The following is a 12,995-nucleotide window of genomic DNA, read 5'->3' as shown; positions in this document are numbered from 1 at the left end:
CGCCCTTGGCGGCCAACCGCCAGCCATGGTCTATTGGCTGAGAAAAGACGAAACCCAACCCGATCAGCAGGAGCAGAGAGTAGCTTAGATCACGCCGGAAACTGTCCAAACATTGGGGAGTAGCTCAGGACTCTTCGTTGCGAGCGGCAGGAAAGTATCCTCCACGCCTTGGTAGTTTAATCAGCAACGGCGCAATCGTTCTATTGAAATATAGCGTCATTGCTTGATCCATTACGTTGGAGCACTTCTCTACAATTTCGTGGGTAATGTTCAATGCTTCAACGCTAACGATTTGGGCTTGGAGATCGCGTTCATAGACGGCCTTCAAATCAGTGACCAGCACTTCCGCGCGCGCAATCATAGCTGTGAGGTTGCTCAAATCCGTATCTGTCATACCATCTAACTACTGGAGGTCAGCCAATAAAACACACCAAAGAGAATGTAGCATACTTGCTTCCGAGACTATGTGAATCCAAAACTGCTCCAGCTTGCATGCCAATAGAACTCAAAAAGACTGAGCTAGTCTCTCACCCTCATTCTCACTAGATAATTTGTTGAACGGTCTCGTCAAAGTCAACCTTGACGCGGCATTAGCGATGGTCGACTCTGCCCCCTGCGCCTAACCTTCGAGCGTCCGAATTGGATTTCTGACCAGGTGCGATGAAAACTTGATGCGACAACAATGGCCGGTTGCAAGGTCAGCTTCGGTTCGTGATCCAGCGGCATTGGTAGGGGGCGAGTGGGATTTCGGTGCCATCGGAGCGGATGCGTTCTCCGCTGAGCAGGTCGGTCCAGTCTGCACCTTCAATCAGGTTGATGGCCCCGGGCGAAATGAAGACGGTCTCGTCGCTCACATTGTGCAGGGCAAAGACCGACTGGTCGCGGTCGAGGCTCTGGCGCCAGACCCCGAAGATCCGCGGGTCAAGCTGCAGGGTGAATTGCGTGGCATTGGGGTGGAACGCGCTCTGCCCCGAGCGCAGGCGCAACCGGTCCGAGAGCGCCCCCAGCACCTGGGCATGGACACTATCGGGGTTCGACAGCTCGTCCTTGAGACGCGGGTATTCCCAATTGTGCCGGTTGATCGCGCGGTTCATGCCGCGGCGCTCCACCTGCTCATGATCGTTCGGCGTGGCCAGCATCGAATGGATGTAGAAGGCCGGGATCCCCTCCAGCGACATCACGATGGTCTGCGAGCAGAGGAACCGGGCGATGTGATAGTCGTCGCGGCCCTTGAAGGTGCCCCCCATGGCCTCGAAGAAGGTGATGTTGAGCTCATAGGGGCTCTCGCCCCCGCCCGGCAACGCACGCATGGAGACGAGCCCGCCGAGATCGCGCACCGTGTCGATGACCTTGGCCTTCTCCTCCTCCGGAAGCACGCCTTCGGCCGGGCGCATCCCGATCCCGTCATGGGAGGCGGTGAAGTTAAGATAGGCACAGCCCAACTGCGCGGGCGGCATGCCCACCTGCCAGCGATTGAGATACTCCGCGCTGCCCGACATCATCGCATGGAGCACCAGAGGCGGCAGGGTGAAGTTATAGACCGCATGGGCCTCGTTGCGGTTGCCGAAATAGCTCAGGTTCTCGGCATTGGGCACATTGGTCTCGGTGAGCAGGATCACCGGCTCCTGCGCGAAATCACACAAGAGCCGCATCAGCCGCACGATGGCGTGGGTCTCTGGCAGGTGGATCGACTTGGTGCCGATCACCTTCCAGATGAAGGCCACCGCATCGAGCCGGATGATCCGCACACCATTGTTGATATGCAGCCGCATGATCCGCAGAAACTCCAGCAGGACCTCGGGATTGCGGAAGTCCAGATCGATCTGGTCATGGCTGAAGGTACACCACACATGGCGCGGCCCGGCGGAGGTCTCGACCTCCTGCAAGAGCGGGGTCGTGCGCGGGCGGACCACCTCCGAGACGTCATCCTCGGGCGAGGCCTCGAAGAAGAACCGGTCATAGGGGGCGTGGCCCTGCCGATAGGCATTGAACCAAGCGCCCTGGCTCGAGACATGGTTGAGCACCAGATCCGACATCAGCAGGAACTCGTCCGCGATCCGGTTGATATCCGGCCAATCGCCCAGCGACGGGTTCACCGCCCGGTAATCGGTGACCGCGAAGCCATCATCGGAGGTAAACGGAAAAAACGGCAGGATATGCACGCCGTTGACCACCCCCTTGAGGTATTCCAGCAGGAAATCATTGAGCAGATCCAGCGGCTTGTGCGTTCCATCCACCAGCGAGTTGCCATAGGTGATCAGCACCGCATCGTTCTCGGACCACAGGTTGTTGCCGGGCGTGCGCGCCCGCTTGCGGCGCGGTGTCTCGTCCGGGAAAAACGCCTCGAGCACCTGCGTGCTCAGGATGTCGGCGCTCAGATCCGGATAGATCTGGGACAACAGCTCTGCAAGGCGCAGGCTCAGGGTCTGGGTCGGCTTGGACATGGGGTGCGGCTGGGTCTTGGAAATGCGGGCAAACTTCCCTCGGCATACGGGCACAAAAGGGCTTTGGGAAGCAGACAATACGCCCATTTCATGAATTTCCCGGCCCGGTTGTATGACCGGCGCGCAACTGCCCGGATTGCAGGCAAGACCGGTTCTGCCCCCGCCTCGATAGCACCGCGCGCCGCTCGCCCGCAGACGCCGCCTGTGCGCGCGCTGTTGACAGAAGACACCGATGTCACGAAGGTCGACATCCGCGCAGCGCAAATCCGCCAGCGCGAGATGGGTTGCCAAAACACAATGCGCCGAGCCGTCCCAATCATGCGGCGTCTGCCCGTCAGGCCTTTTAATTGAAAGTATATCGCATGTTGAAATCCTTGTTGGCCGCGCTGGTGCTCGGTCTTGGTGCAGCCCCTGCCATGGCCGCGACCCTCACGATCACCGCTTCGGGCGTTGTGGACAGTGCCGCACCAGGGGTCGGCGCCGAAGTGGGCGATAATTTCACCCTGACCGCCACGGTGGCGGAGCCTGCATTCTTCGAGTTTGACGACCCTCCGTTTCTTTCGCAGACTGACTACAGGCTTGAGACGTTGACCGCCCAAATCGGCCCCGCGACCCTGTCCCTGATCGCGCCGACCAATGCCGCGTCTCTGCGAATCTCAGTCATTGACTCCTTTTCGACGGTGCGCGTGTTCCTGAACCCCGGCACATTCACCAGCTCCGCGAACGCCTTCTTCGGCAATTTTGTGGCCCGTTGGACGTTCGACGAAGCGGTCGGCAGCAGTTTCGCGGATCTCGACGCGCTGGACTTTGCCTCGGCGACCCAGAGCGCTTTCAGTGCGGCGGATTCCCGGACGCAAGGCTCCGGCGTGGCTGGCACCATCACGGCGGAGTCTTTCACGCTGCCTGCGCCCATTCCCCTGCCCGCCGCGGGATGGCTCTTGCTGGCGGGCTTGGGCGGTCTGGGGCTCGCCCGGCGTCGTCGGCACGCCTGAGCACGGGGCAAACTCCACCGGAACGGGCTTGGGACCGATCGCATCTGAGCAGGGTCGCCGCCGCGCATCACCTAATCTCTGCAGCCCCGCGAGGATCAGGCGGGTCGCGTTATGCCCGTTCTGCGCGGTTTGCCACCCTGCTGTGAAAGCAGCGCCGAGGGGCCCCTTGCCAGCGGCCAAGACACAGCGGGATCAGATTGAGCCCTCAGACATGCAGGCTTACCCGGCGTGTGCCCAATTCCGGCCCTCGGAGATCTCCTTGCAGCGACCGGATGGGCCTGCGGCTTGACAGACAGACCCGCCCCGTCAACGCTGCACCGGCGGGAGCTGGTGTCGCACTTGCCAGCCGCGCGCGCCCATTTACGCCAAGCGTTATTTCATCCCCGGAATTCCCCCCGCTGAAAGGCCACCCTTCATGATCAAGTCTCTCGCATTTGCGCTTCTGCTCATCTTTGGGGCGACCCAGTCCATCGCCGCCACCCTTACGGTTCATGGCACGATCACGTCCTCCGACCTCGGAGGCGGCATTCGTACCGGTGACAGTTTTCTGATCACGGCCGAGCTGTCGGAGCCGCCTGTTTTCCAGAGCCCGACCATGACCTCCTACGCGATCGACACGCTGACAGCGGCGGTCGGGTTTGAGACGATTTCCCTGATCACCCCAAGCAAGAGCGCATTCCTGGATGTCACGACGAAGACCAACGGCGACACCGATATCTTGCTGTTCATCGGCGCTGACGAGACCAGCATCAGCTCCGGTGAGGATATCGGCAACGTCATCGTCGAATGGACGTTTGACGGCCTCGTCGGATCCAGTTTCGCCGACCTCGCCGCGCTCGATTTTTCGTCTGCAAATGGGAGCTTTTTCGAGGTTTACGGGGACACTATCGTGGATGTGCTCTTGGAGGGTGAGATCGAGAAAACCGACTTTGACGTGCCCGCCCCGATCCCCCTGCCCGCCGCCGGATGGCTCTTGCTGGCGGGCCTGGGCGGTCTGGGGCTCGCCCGGCGGAGGTCGCGCGTCTGAACTGCGCAGGCCCGGCGCGAGGTCAGCGGCAGGCGCAGACCGCAGGGGCCGCGATGTGCCTTTCAGCGCAACGTCGGAACGCCGGGCGACCTCGCCCCTTGCGCCCTCTGGCTGAGAGCGCCGCTGACGCAGGCCCCAGACCGCGGGACACAAGACAGCGCCCCGCGCCTAAGGCGGTCGCGTTTCGGGGGGCTGCCACCGGTCAGCTTGGCCCGTGCATCTCTTCCGCGTCCGCCGGGGAGACAAAGCGGTCCAGAGGGATTTCGGCGATCCCCGTGATTTCGATCAGCAATCTGGGATCATAGAGCGCAGCCACCTCCAGCGTGGTCGTCACCGGGTACGGCGCTGCGAAAAATCCCGCCCGGATCTCGCCGCAGCCCATGAAGGCCTGAATGTCGGTCGTGAACTGTTGCAGCGAGACGATATCGCTCATCCGTCCGCCCATGGAGGCGAGGATCTCCGAGATATTGGTCAGCACCTGCGTCACCTGCGCGGCCATATCGCCCTCGCCGATGATCTCGTTCTCGGCGGACAGGGCCACCTGCCCCTTGAGGTAGACCGTCCGCCCCGCGCCCGCGATCACAGTCTGAGAGAAGGCGCCGAACGGGCGCCAGACGGTTGGAGGGTTATAGCTCTTGGCCATGGGGCGTCCTTCCCGGTTTGGGCGCTCCCGCGCCGCTGGGGCCAGTCGATCCCTCCTGCGGCGCGGGGTCAAGGGTCGGCAAACCGGTCCCGGCAAACCCACGCGCAGTGGTTCACCCAAGGCCTGCCCCGGCCTGCCCCCAACCTGCCCCTCTTGCGCGCCGGGGATGACCCGCCGCAGGACAGGCTTGCGATTGCCCGATCCCTGCGGCATCCCGGTCCCAAGGCATGGGGAAGATCAGATGAGCAAAAGTTTGAAACGGGTTGTGGCGGCGTTGCAGGCCGCCGGGATGGAGGGCGCTGTGCTCGAGATGGGCACCGAGACCCGCACCGCGCAACAGGCGGCGGAGGCGGCGGGCTGCGTGCTGGACCAGATCGCCAAGTCGATCATCTTTCGCGACGAGACCGCCGGGGACGCGGTGCTGTTTCTGACGGCGGGCGGCAATCAGGTGGATGCCGCCAAGGCGAGCGCAGTGGCCGGCGCGCCACTGGGCAAGGCCGATGCCGGGTTGATCCGGGCCCAGACCGGCTTTGCCATTGGCGGGGTCTCGCCCGTGGGTCATCTCAACCCGATCCGCGCCTGGTGCGACCCGCGCCTGATGGACTTCGATCTGGTCTATGGCGCGGCGGGCACCCCGCGCCATATCTTCCCGATTGCCCCTGCCGATCTGCTGCGGCTGTCCGGTGCAGAGCTGGCGGATTTTACCGCCTAGCGGAGCGTAATCTGCTATTTCCTTGAGAAAACGGGCGGAAACCACGCCGCGCCGCGAAAAGTAAACTTTTTTAACATTGACCCTTGTCACGGCCCTGTGAGGCTCCCATCTGATGTGATGTGAAACGAATTCACATAGACACACACAACATGGAGCACACACAAATGAGTACCGTTGCAACCTGGCCCTCTCAAGCTGAGACGTGGCTTGACAGTAAAGGGAAGCCCGCCTGGATCGCAGCAATGGTCCTCGGCTTCATCTTCTTCTGGCCCATCGGCCTCGCGCTTCTCTTCTACATGATCTGGGGAAAGAAAATGTTCAAATCGTCCTGCAAACACCGGTCCCGTCACATGAGCCACGGCTTTAAATCCTCGGGCAACACCGCCTTTGACGCCTACAAGGCCGAGACGCTGCAACGCCTGAAGGATGAACAGGACGCCTTCGAGGCCTTCCTCGAGCGTCTGCGCTCCGCCAAGGACAAATCCGAGTTCGACCAGTTCATGGACGAGCGCGCCCGGAACGCCAAGACGCGCTCTGACGTGTCCGAGGCCCCGACAGAGGCCTGAGCCCTGTCCGCGACGCATAAAGGCCCTGCCCGGCTTGTCCGGGCGGGGTCGCATCCCGATATACCCAAGACCGCCCAGAAAAGGACCCGACCCCGATGACCACCGCCCTGCCCGATCCCTATGCAGACGCCGAGATGTATGCGGATGTGCCCACCAAGCGCCTGATCGCCTGGGGGGTGGATTTTCTGGTCATCGCCGGGATCACGGTGGTCTTGGTGCCGATCACCCTGTTCACCGCGCTCTTTTACCTGCCCTTCCTGTGGCTGATGGCGAGCTTTCTCTATCGCTGGGTCACCCTGAGCGGGAATGGCGCGACCTGGGGAATGCGGTTTGCCAGCATCGAGATCCGCGAGGGCAATGGCCAGCGGCTCGACATGATGAGCGCGTTTTTCCACACGCTGGGTTATCACGTGTCGATCGCGATCTTCCCGCTGCAGCTTGTCTCGATCGCGCTGATGCTGATGAGCGAGCGCAAGCAGGGTCTGACCGACCACATTCTTGGCACCGTTGCCCTGAACCGCAGCGCCCGGATGGGCTAGGGCACGGGCGGTCGGGCTCAGAAGGATATACTGAGCCCGAAGCCGTAGCCGCGATACTTCTCGCCGAAATAGTAGCGCGCCATCAGGCGCGCGCGCTGCGTGAAGATCAGCTTGGTCTTCGAGACGTCAAGCTCCAGCCCGGCGCCGATCCCCGCAAGCCAGTCGATGCCCGGAAACTCGTTCGGCCCGCCCTCGTAGATCCCAAGCGACCCGTCCACGACCCAGCGCACCGGCTGGTCAAAGGCGCGCCACCCGTCGATGGGCTGGCGGTACCGAGTCCAGAAGCTGGCGACGGACACGTCCGAGGACGCGTCCACGTCGGATGAGCTGGCAAGCGTCCTGAGCTCCATATGCGACAGGCGAGCGCTGAATTCGAACTCGTAATCCTCGCGCAGCAGCTCATAGACCCCGCTGAGCGACGCACCATAGCCCCCGGCGGTCAGGGAGCCGTCGATCAGGAAATCGAGATCCTTGTCGACCTGGTTGCCGATGAACTTCGCGCCCAGTTCCAGGTCACTCACCACGGTGCCCAGGGTCAGATGGACCATGGGGCGGATGACGAAGCGTTCGTTGACGTCGAACTCCCAGCCGACGCCGCCGGTCAGGGCTGCGGCGTTCCAGCGGGCGAAGGTCTCGGAGCTGTCCGCGCCGTTGGACAGCACAAAGCGCGGGTCGTAGCGCTGGAACCCCGCGAAGCCCTCGAGATAGAGCGGAAACTCCTCAGACACCCGGAACCCGCCCCCGGTCTGAATGCTCAGCAGGTCCGTGGCCCCTCCGGTCCCGTCCAGCGAGATGGTCGAGGCGGCGTCATTGGGCACCGCGATCAGGCCGAAGATCGCCAGAGCTTCGGCGGCCTGCTCTTCGACCGCGCGGCCCAGCACGCCGACAATTGGCAGATCCTGCGCCATGACAGGGCCGCCCAGTGTCAGGAGGCCCGCGCATACTCCCGGAACGAATCGCAACAAAGGGGTCGGAATCTCGGGATTATTCACAGTCTTAGCCCCCCGGGCGCGGTCTTTTCGTCTCAGCCAAGGGGACGATCCGCTTATACGACTAAGGGGTCAAGCATCTGTGGCCCCGGCGCGGCCAAAAGTATCTTGGCGGGACGGGCGGAGCTTGCTACCGTTTTGTCAGACGTCACTCACATCGGTACCCATGCGCCATACGCTTCCCCTAGCGCCGCAGTTCTATGTCACAGCGCCGCAGCCATGCCCCTATATCGAGGGCCGCATGGAGCGAAAGCTGTTCACGGCCCTGCAAGGCGACTATGCCGAGACGCTGAATGATGCGCTCTCCAAGCAGGGCTTCCGGCGCTCGCAGAATGTGCTTTATCGGCCGAGCTGTGCGGAATGCACCGCGTGCCTGTCGGCACGGATCGATGTGTCGGCTTTTGCGCCTTCGCGCAGCCAGCGCAAGACCATCGCCCGCAATCGCAGCCTGCAACGCGAAGCCACCTCGCCTTGGGCGACGGAGGATCAATACGCGCTGTTCCGAAAGTATCTCGATGCGCGCCATGCCGAGGGCGGGATGGCGGATATGGATATCTTCGAATTCGCCGCGATGATCGAGGAAACGCCTGTACGCTCACGCGTGGTGGAGTATCGCCATACGGATGGCGAGGATGACCTGCGCAGCCGGGCACAACGGCGGCTGGCCGGGGTGTGCCTGACGGATGTGCTCGATGACGGGCTGTCCATGGTGTACTCGTTCTACGATCCGGTGCTGAGCCGGAACTCTATGGGGACCTTCATGGTCATGGACCATGTAGAGATCGCGCGCGAGGCCGGGCTGCCATATGTCTATCTGGGCTACTGGGTGCCGGGCAGTCCCAAGATGGGCTACAAGGCCGGGTTCTCGGGGCTGGAGATTTACAAGAACGGCGATTGGCAACCGATCGGGGATCCGGAAAGCCACAGTCAGGACACGCACCCGCTGAACGTGGATCCGATTGCCGAGCAGGTGGCGAAGATCAACCTGCCCGATACGCTGCCCACAGATCGCCGGGGCGGCTAGGCAGGTTTATCCCTGTCATCCCGGAGGTTCGGTGGCCGATCGCGCCTGCGCGATCGGCGGACCCGCATCGACCCACCGTCAGACCGGTCTCGAACCGGGTGGTTCTGGCGCGTCCGCGCCGACCGCATGCGGTCGGCGCCCAGGCCTATCCCCTAACGCCGGCACCATCCCCTAAAGGTAGTTCGCCCGCGCGAGCCCGTATTTCGCCATCTTCTCATTGAGCGTCCGGCGCGGCAGGCAGAGCTCGTCCATGACCGCCGCCACGGACCCCTTGTGACGGCGCATGGTGTTGTCGATCAGCATCCGCTCGAACGCTTCGACATACTCCTTGAGCGGCTTGCCCTCGGTGGTGATCGCCGGTCCCATCTCGGCATTATCCGCCATCAGCAGCGAGGCGATCGAGCCCGAGCCACGCCGGTTCTGCAGCACCGCCCGCTCGGCCACATGGATGAGCTGGCGCACATTCCCGGGCCATGGCGCCTGCAAGAGTTGCGCGGCCTCCTGGGCGGCGATCTGCGGCGCGTCGCAGCCATATTCCTCGCAATAGAGATCCGCGTAATGCGAGAACAGCGTCAGGATATCCTCGCCCCGCTGGCGCAGGGGCGGCAGGGTGATCCGCATCGCTGCCAGCCGGTAAAACAGGTCCGGCCGCAAGGTATCCTCGACCGTCTTGCCGTCCTCGGCGAGGTTGCAGATCGCGATGATCCGCGTCTCGATCCCGGCGGCACTGTCATTGAGTTGCCCCAGCAGACGCGTCTGAACCTCGGGCGAGAGCGCCTCGATATCCTCCAGGCACAGGGTCCCGCCGCGCGCCTGCTCCACCAGCGGGAGGGGCATCCCCTCCTCCACCGGACCAAAGAGTTTGCGGGCCAAATCCTCGTCCGCAGCACAGCTCTGGATCAGAAACGGCTTGCCCGCCCGCGGCCCCACCGCGTGGAGCGCATGGGCCACCAGTGTCTTGCCCGTCCCGGTCTCGCCATCGATGAGCACATGGCCGTCGGCCTGGCCGAGATCCAGAATATCCTCGCGCAGCCGCTCCATCGCCGGGGACGCCCCGATCAGCTTGCGCATCAACACCGTGCCATCGCCCAGCTCGCGGCGCAGGGCGCGGTTCTCCAGCGTCAGGCGCCGAGCATCCGTGGCACGCTTTGCGAGCTCGGTCATGCGATCCGGGTTGAACGGCTTTTCGAGAAAATCGAACGCCCCCAGACGCATGGCCTCGACCGCCATGGGCACATCCCCGTGCCCGGTGATCATGATCACCGGCAAGGCGCTGTCGACGCTCATCAACCGCTTGAGAAAGGCCATTCCGTCCATGCCCGGCATCTTGATGTCCGAGACCACAATCCCGGGATAGCCGGTCTCGATCCCCTTGAGCGCATCCGCGGCGCTGGGGAAGGTTTCCGTGTCGTAGCCAGACAGGGCCAACCACTGGCTGATGGACTGGCGCATATCCTGTTCGTCATCGACGATGGCGATCTTCATGGCCTTTGGCATGGGACTCTCCTTGGTTGCGGCGCCTATTCTGCCGCTTGGCTGCCCGCCGTCCAGAGCGGCAGACGCATCTCGAACACGGCCCCGTTACCGGTCCGGTTCCGGGCCATCAACCGTCCGCCGTGATCGGACACAATCCCCGACGAGATCGCGAGGCCGAGACCGACCCCGTCGCCGGGCTGCTTGGTGGTGTAGAAGGGCTCGAAGAGTTGGTCGAAATCCGTGATCCCCGGCCCGTTGTCGCGCACCGAAAGCCGCGCGGTCTCGCCCGCGCTCAGATCGAGCTCGATCACCGGTGCGCTCTCGCCCGAGGTGGCATCCATCGCGTTGCGCAGAAGATTGACGATCACCTGCTCCAGCCGGATCCGGTCCCCCATCACGAGAATGGGCTGTTTCGGCATGGTTCTTTCAATCTTTACAAGACCTTGCTTGAGCTGCGGTTCCATGATGGCCAGCGCCGAGGACAGGGCCTCGCGCAGATCCACGGGCTGGAACGCGTCTTCGCCCTTGCGGGCGAAGGACTTGAGCTGCCGGGTGATCTTGCCCATCCGGTCGATCAGGTCATCGATCCGCGCGAACGAGCTCAGGGACTCGTCCATCCGCTTGCGTTGCAGCAGCAGACGCGCCCCCGCCAGATAGGTCTTCATCGCCGCCAGCGGCTGGTTCAGCTCATGGCTGACAGCGGCCGACATCTCGCCCAGGGCGGCCAGTTTCTGGCTCTGGGCGAGGGTCTGCTCGGCCTGTTCGAGCGTCTTTTCGACCCGTTCCCGTTCGGCGATTTCCTGCTGCAGCCGGTCATTCAACTGGCGGAGTTCTGCCGACTCTCTCTGGAAGAAAACCGAGGTCGACACGGCCCTCCGACTGAGGAGGTAAAACACCACCGCGATGAGAATCGCGAAGGTCATGATCTCGAGTGCGAGGACCGAGTTCACCCGCTCGCGCACCGACGAATAGGTCACGAAAGAGGTCAGCCGCCAGCCCCGGAACGGCACCAGCATGTCGAGTTTCAGAACCGCCTCGCCGCTCAGATAAGTCTCGGGAAAGCGCCCGGTCCACTCGCCGGTCTTCTGGATCGCCCGGGCAATTGCCGAAGGGGCCGATTGCACGCCGAGCGCCTCATCCACGGAGAGGCCCCGCCAACGCGGCTCGGTCGCGACGATGACCTGACCCTGACTGTCGGTGACCAGAATGGCGTCCGAGCCTCCGGACCAGCGTTCCTCCAGCTTGCGCAGATCGACCTCGACCACCATCACGCCGAGCACCCGCTGGTCGAATTCGATCAGCCGGGAATAGGCGAAGTCAAAGCGTCCGCTTTCGGTCGGGGTGATCGTGAAGACCGTCCCGCTGGAGCGCAGGGCCTCGACAAAATAGGGCGCATTGCGGTGCTGGGTGCCCAGCTGCGTGCGGTCCGTCGCCGCCACGGTACGCCCGGATTCGTTGAGCAATTCGAGCGAGGCCGCGCCGATCTCTTCGCGCAGGCTGATCAGCCGCTGGGAAGTCGCCAGATGGTCATCCCGCGTCAGCGCGCTGATGATCACCGGGTCGCGCGACAACAAAAGCGGCACGACCGAGTTCCGCTGCACCTCGGAGACGATGGCGTTGGAATAGAGCGACAGGCGCAGCTCGGCCCGATCCCGCGTGGTCTCGGTGAAGCGATCCGTCAGCCAGATATTCGTGATCCAGACCACGGCCACAGCCACCGCTGCCAGCAGCAGGGCCACAACCCGCGCCGCACTGGAGGCGCGACTGAGGGAGCTGGAGGGATCGTCCGGCGTAACCGTCATACCTTAGGGATACGCGGGTTCCGGACATGCCACAAGCGGGCTGCGGGCGCCGGTGGCAAGGGCTCGCCGCCCTGCCCGATCAGAGGTGAATGGGGGCGCCCCGTCAGGCCGGGCTCAGCGCGTCCAGAAGCCCGGAAAAGAGCCGTGCACCATCGGTGCCGCCATGGAGCGGCTCGAAGGCGCGCTCCGGGTGGGGCATCATGCCGAGCACGCGGCGATTGGCCGAGAGGATCCCGGCGATATCGCGGTCCGAGCCATTGGGATTGTCGGTATAGCGGAACGCCACGCGGCCATCGCCTTCGAGCCGGTCCAGCGTCTCGGCATCGGCGCGGTAATTGCCGTCATGGTGCGCGATGGGCACCGTGATCTCTTCGCCATCCGCATAGGCGTTGGTATAGGGGGTCTGGCTGCTCTCAACCCGCAGGCCCACGGGCTTGCAGATGTATTTCAGCGACGCATTCCGCATCAGCACCCCGGGCAGCAGACCCGTCTCACACAGCACCTGAAACCCGTTGCAGATCCCCAGCACGGGACCGCCCTTTTCGGCAAAGCCCTTCACCGACTGCGCGATCGGCGATTGCGCTGCAATCGCACCGCAGCGCAGGTAGTCGCCAAAGGAAAACCCGCCCGGCACACCGATGATGTCCACCCCGGTGGGCAGCGCGGTGTCCTTGTGCCAGACCATGACCGGTTCGACGCCGGTGGTCTTGCGGAACGCTTCGGCCAGATCGCGGTCGCAATTGGATCCGGGAAAGACGATGATGGCTGCTTTCATGGGGAT

Annotated in this window: 13 protein-coding genes; 6 read left to right on the top strand and 7 right to left on the bottom strand. The window is 63.3% G+C overall.

Annotated features, from left to right (window positions below; genetic code table 11):
* Positions 1 to 124: 124 nt before the first annotated feature.
* Both ACP150_RS17215 and ACP150_RS17210 read right to left on the bottom strand, forming a co-directional pair.
* Positions 125 to 394, bottom strand: coding sequence for a hypothetical protein (locus ACP150_RS17215; RefSeq protein ID WP_424967913.1), 270 nt, complete (start codon positions 392 to 394; stop codon positions 125 to 127).
* 304 nt (positions 395 to 698) lie between these two features.
* The gene (locus tag ACP150_RS17210; RefSeq protein WP_424967912.1) at positions 699 to 2,444 is read right to left on the bottom strand and encodes a sugar phosphorylase; all 1,746 of its coding nucleotides are present in this window, start codon (positions 2,442 to 2,444) and stop codon (positions 699 to 701) included.
* 362 nt (positions 2,445 to 2,806) lie between these two features.
* Between ACP150_RS17210 and ACP150_RS17205 the strand changes: the two genes are divergently transcribed.
* Together ACP150_RS17205 and ACP150_RS17200 are read left to right on the top strand one after the other, a co-directional pair.
* Positions 2,807 to 3,436, top strand: a complete 630-nt coding sequence (locus tag ACP150_RS17205; protein WP_424967911.1) for a VPLPA-CTERM sorting domain-containing protein — start codon at positions 2,807 to 2,809, stop codon at positions 3,434 to 3,436.
* Positions 3,437 to 3,851: 415 nt separating this feature from the next.
* Complete coding sequence (locus ACP150_RS17200) at positions 3,852 to 4,463, top strand: VPLPA-CTERM sorting domain-containing protein (protein ID WP_424967910.1); 612 nt, start codon at positions 3,852 to 3,854, stop codon at positions 4,461 to 4,463.
* 202 nt (positions 4,464 to 4,665) lie between these two features.
* Here the strand turns inward: ACP150_RS17200 and ACP150_RS17195 are convergent, their stop codons facing one another.
* Positions 4,666 to 5,106 carry a RidA family protein gene (locus ACP150_RS17195; RefSeq protein ID WP_424967909.1) on the bottom strand — a complete coding sequence of 147 codons (441 nt, stop codon included), beginning with the start codon at positions 5,104 to 5,106 and terminating at the stop codon, positions 4,666 to 4,668.
* Between the two features lie 241 nt (positions 5,107 to 5,347).
* Here ACP150_RS17195 and ACP150_RS17190 point away from each other — a divergent pair, with 241 nt between their 5' ends.
* The 3 genes from ACP150_RS17190 to ACP150_RS17180 all read left to right on the top strand — a co-directional run bounded on the left by ACP150_RS17190 (position 5,348) and on the right by ACP150_RS17180 (position 6,923).
* On the top strand, positions 5,348 to 5,818 hold the full coding sequence (locus tag ACP150_RS17190) for a YbaK/EbsC family protein (protein ID WP_424967908.1): 471 nt from the start codon (positions 5,348 to 5,350) through the stop codon (positions 5,816 to 5,818).
* 164 nt (positions 5,819 to 5,982) lie between these two features.
* A complete protein-coding gene (locus ACP150_RS17185) occupies positions 5,983 to 6,384 on the top strand; it encodes a DUF2852 domain-containing protein (protein WP_424967907.1) in 402 nt (133 codons plus the stop codon).
* Between the two features lie 95 nt (positions 6,385 to 6,479).
* On the top strand, positions 6,480 to 6,923 hold the full coding sequence (locus ACP150_RS17180; RefSeq protein ID WP_424967906.1) for an RDD family protein: 444 nt from the start codon (positions 6,480 to 6,482) through the stop codon (positions 6,921 to 6,923).
* Between the two features lie 17 nt (positions 6,924 to 6,940).
* On the opposite strand, the gene ACP150_RS17175 is transcribed toward ACP150_RS17180, so the two are convergent.
* Entirely contained in the window at positions 6,941 to 7,831 is an 891-nt protein-coding gene (locus tag ACP150_RS17175) for an autotransporter outer membrane beta-barrel domain-containing protein (RefSeq protein ID WP_424967905.1), read from the bottom strand.
* 247 nt (positions 7,832 to 8,078) lie between these two features.
* On the opposite strand from ACP150_RS17175, the gene ACP150_RS17170 reads away from it, so the two are divergent.
* Complete coding sequence (locus ACP150_RS17170) at positions 8,079 to 8,936, top strand: arginyltransferase (RefSeq protein WP_424967904.1); 858 nt, start codon at positions 8,079 to 8,081, stop codon at positions 8,934 to 8,936.
* Positions 8,937 to 9,107: 171 nt separating this feature from the next.
* On the opposite strand, the gene ACP150_RS17165 is transcribed toward ACP150_RS17170, so the two are convergent.
* The 3 genes from ACP150_RS17165 to purQ form a co-directional block, all read right to left on the bottom strand.
* Positions 9,108 to 10,433, bottom strand: a complete 1,326-nt coding sequence (locus ACP150_RS17165) for a sigma-54-dependent transcriptional regulator (protein ID WP_424967903.1) — start codon at positions 10,431 to 10,433, stop codon at positions 9,108 to 9,110.
* 23 nt (positions 10,434 to 10,456) lie between these two features.
* Positions 10,457 to 12,214: a sensor histidine kinase gene (locus ACP150_RS17160; RefSeq protein WP_424967902.1), complete on the bottom strand. Its 1,758-nt coding sequence runs from the start codon at positions 12,212 to 12,214 to the stop codon at positions 10,457 to 10,459.
* A gap of 103 nt (positions 12,215 to 12,317) precedes the next feature.
* Complete coding sequence (gene purQ, locus ACP150_RS17155; RefSeq protein ID WP_424967901.1) at positions 12,318 to 12,989, bottom strand: phosphoribosylformylglycinamidine synthase subunit PurQ; 672 nt, start codon at positions 12,987 to 12,989, stop codon at positions 12,318 to 12,320.
* Positions 12,990 to 12,995 lie beyond the last annotated feature (6 nt).

The organism is Dinoroseobacter sp. S375, from assembly GCF_049800775.1.
Lineage (GTDB): Bacteria > Pseudomonadota > Alphaproteobacteria > Rhodobacterales > Rhodobacteraceae > Dinoroseobacter.
This window is presented reverse-complemented; position numbering and strand designations above follow the sequence as displayed.

Bases quoted from the DNA above. Each gene is read 5' to 3' on its own strand.
- ACP150_RS17215 (WP_424967913.1), bottom strand. From the start codon at position 394: ATGACAGATACGGATTTGAGCAACCTCACAGCTATGATTGCGCGCGCG.
- ACP150_RS17210 (WP_424967912.1), bottom strand. From the start codon at position 2,444: ATGTCCAAGCCGACCCAGACCCTGAGCCTGCGCCTTGCAGAGCTGTTG.
- ACP150_RS17205 (WP_424967911.1), top strand. From the start codon at position 2,807: ATGTTGAAATCCTTGTTGGCCGCGCTGGTGCTCGGTCTTGGTGCAGCC.
- ACP150_RS17200 (WP_424967910.1), top strand. From the start codon at position 3,852: ATGATCAAGTCTCTCGCATTTGCGCTTCTGCTCATCTTTGGGGCGACC.
- ACP150_RS17195 (WP_424967909.1), bottom strand. From the start codon at position 5,106: ATGGCCAAGAGCTATAACCCTCCAACCGTCTGGCGCCCGTTCGGCGCC.
- ACP150_RS17190 (WP_424967908.1), top strand. From the start codon at position 5,348: ATGAGCAAAAGTTTGAAACGGGTTGTGGCGGCGTTGCAGGCCGCCGGG.
- ACP150_RS17185 (WP_424967907.1), top strand. From the start codon at position 5,983: ATGAGTACCGTTGCAACCTGGCCCTCTCAAGCTGAGACGTGGCTTGAC.
- ACP150_RS17180 (WP_424967906.1), top strand. From the start codon at position 6,480: ATGACCACCGCCCTGCCCGATCCCTATGCAGACGCCGAGATGTATGCG.
- ACP150_RS17175 (WP_424967905.1), bottom strand. From the start codon at position 7,831: ATGGCGCAGGATCTGCCAATTGTCGGCGTGCTGGGCCGCGCGGTCGAA.
- ACP150_RS17170 (WP_424967904.1), top strand. From the start codon at position 8,079: ATGCGCCATACGCTTCCCCTAGCGCCGCAGTTCTATGTCACAGCGCCG.
- ACP150_RS17165 (WP_424967903.1), bottom strand. From the start codon at position 10,433: ATGCCAAAGGCCATGAAGATCGCCATCGTCGATGACGAACAGGATATG.
- ACP150_RS17160 (WP_424967902.1), bottom strand. From the start codon at position 12,214: ATGACGGTTACGCCGGACGATCCCTCCAGCTCCCTCAGTCGCGCCTCC.
- purQ (WP_424967901.1), bottom strand. From the start codon at position 12,989: ATGAAAGCAGCCATCATCGTCTTTCCCGGATCCAATTGCGACCGCGAT.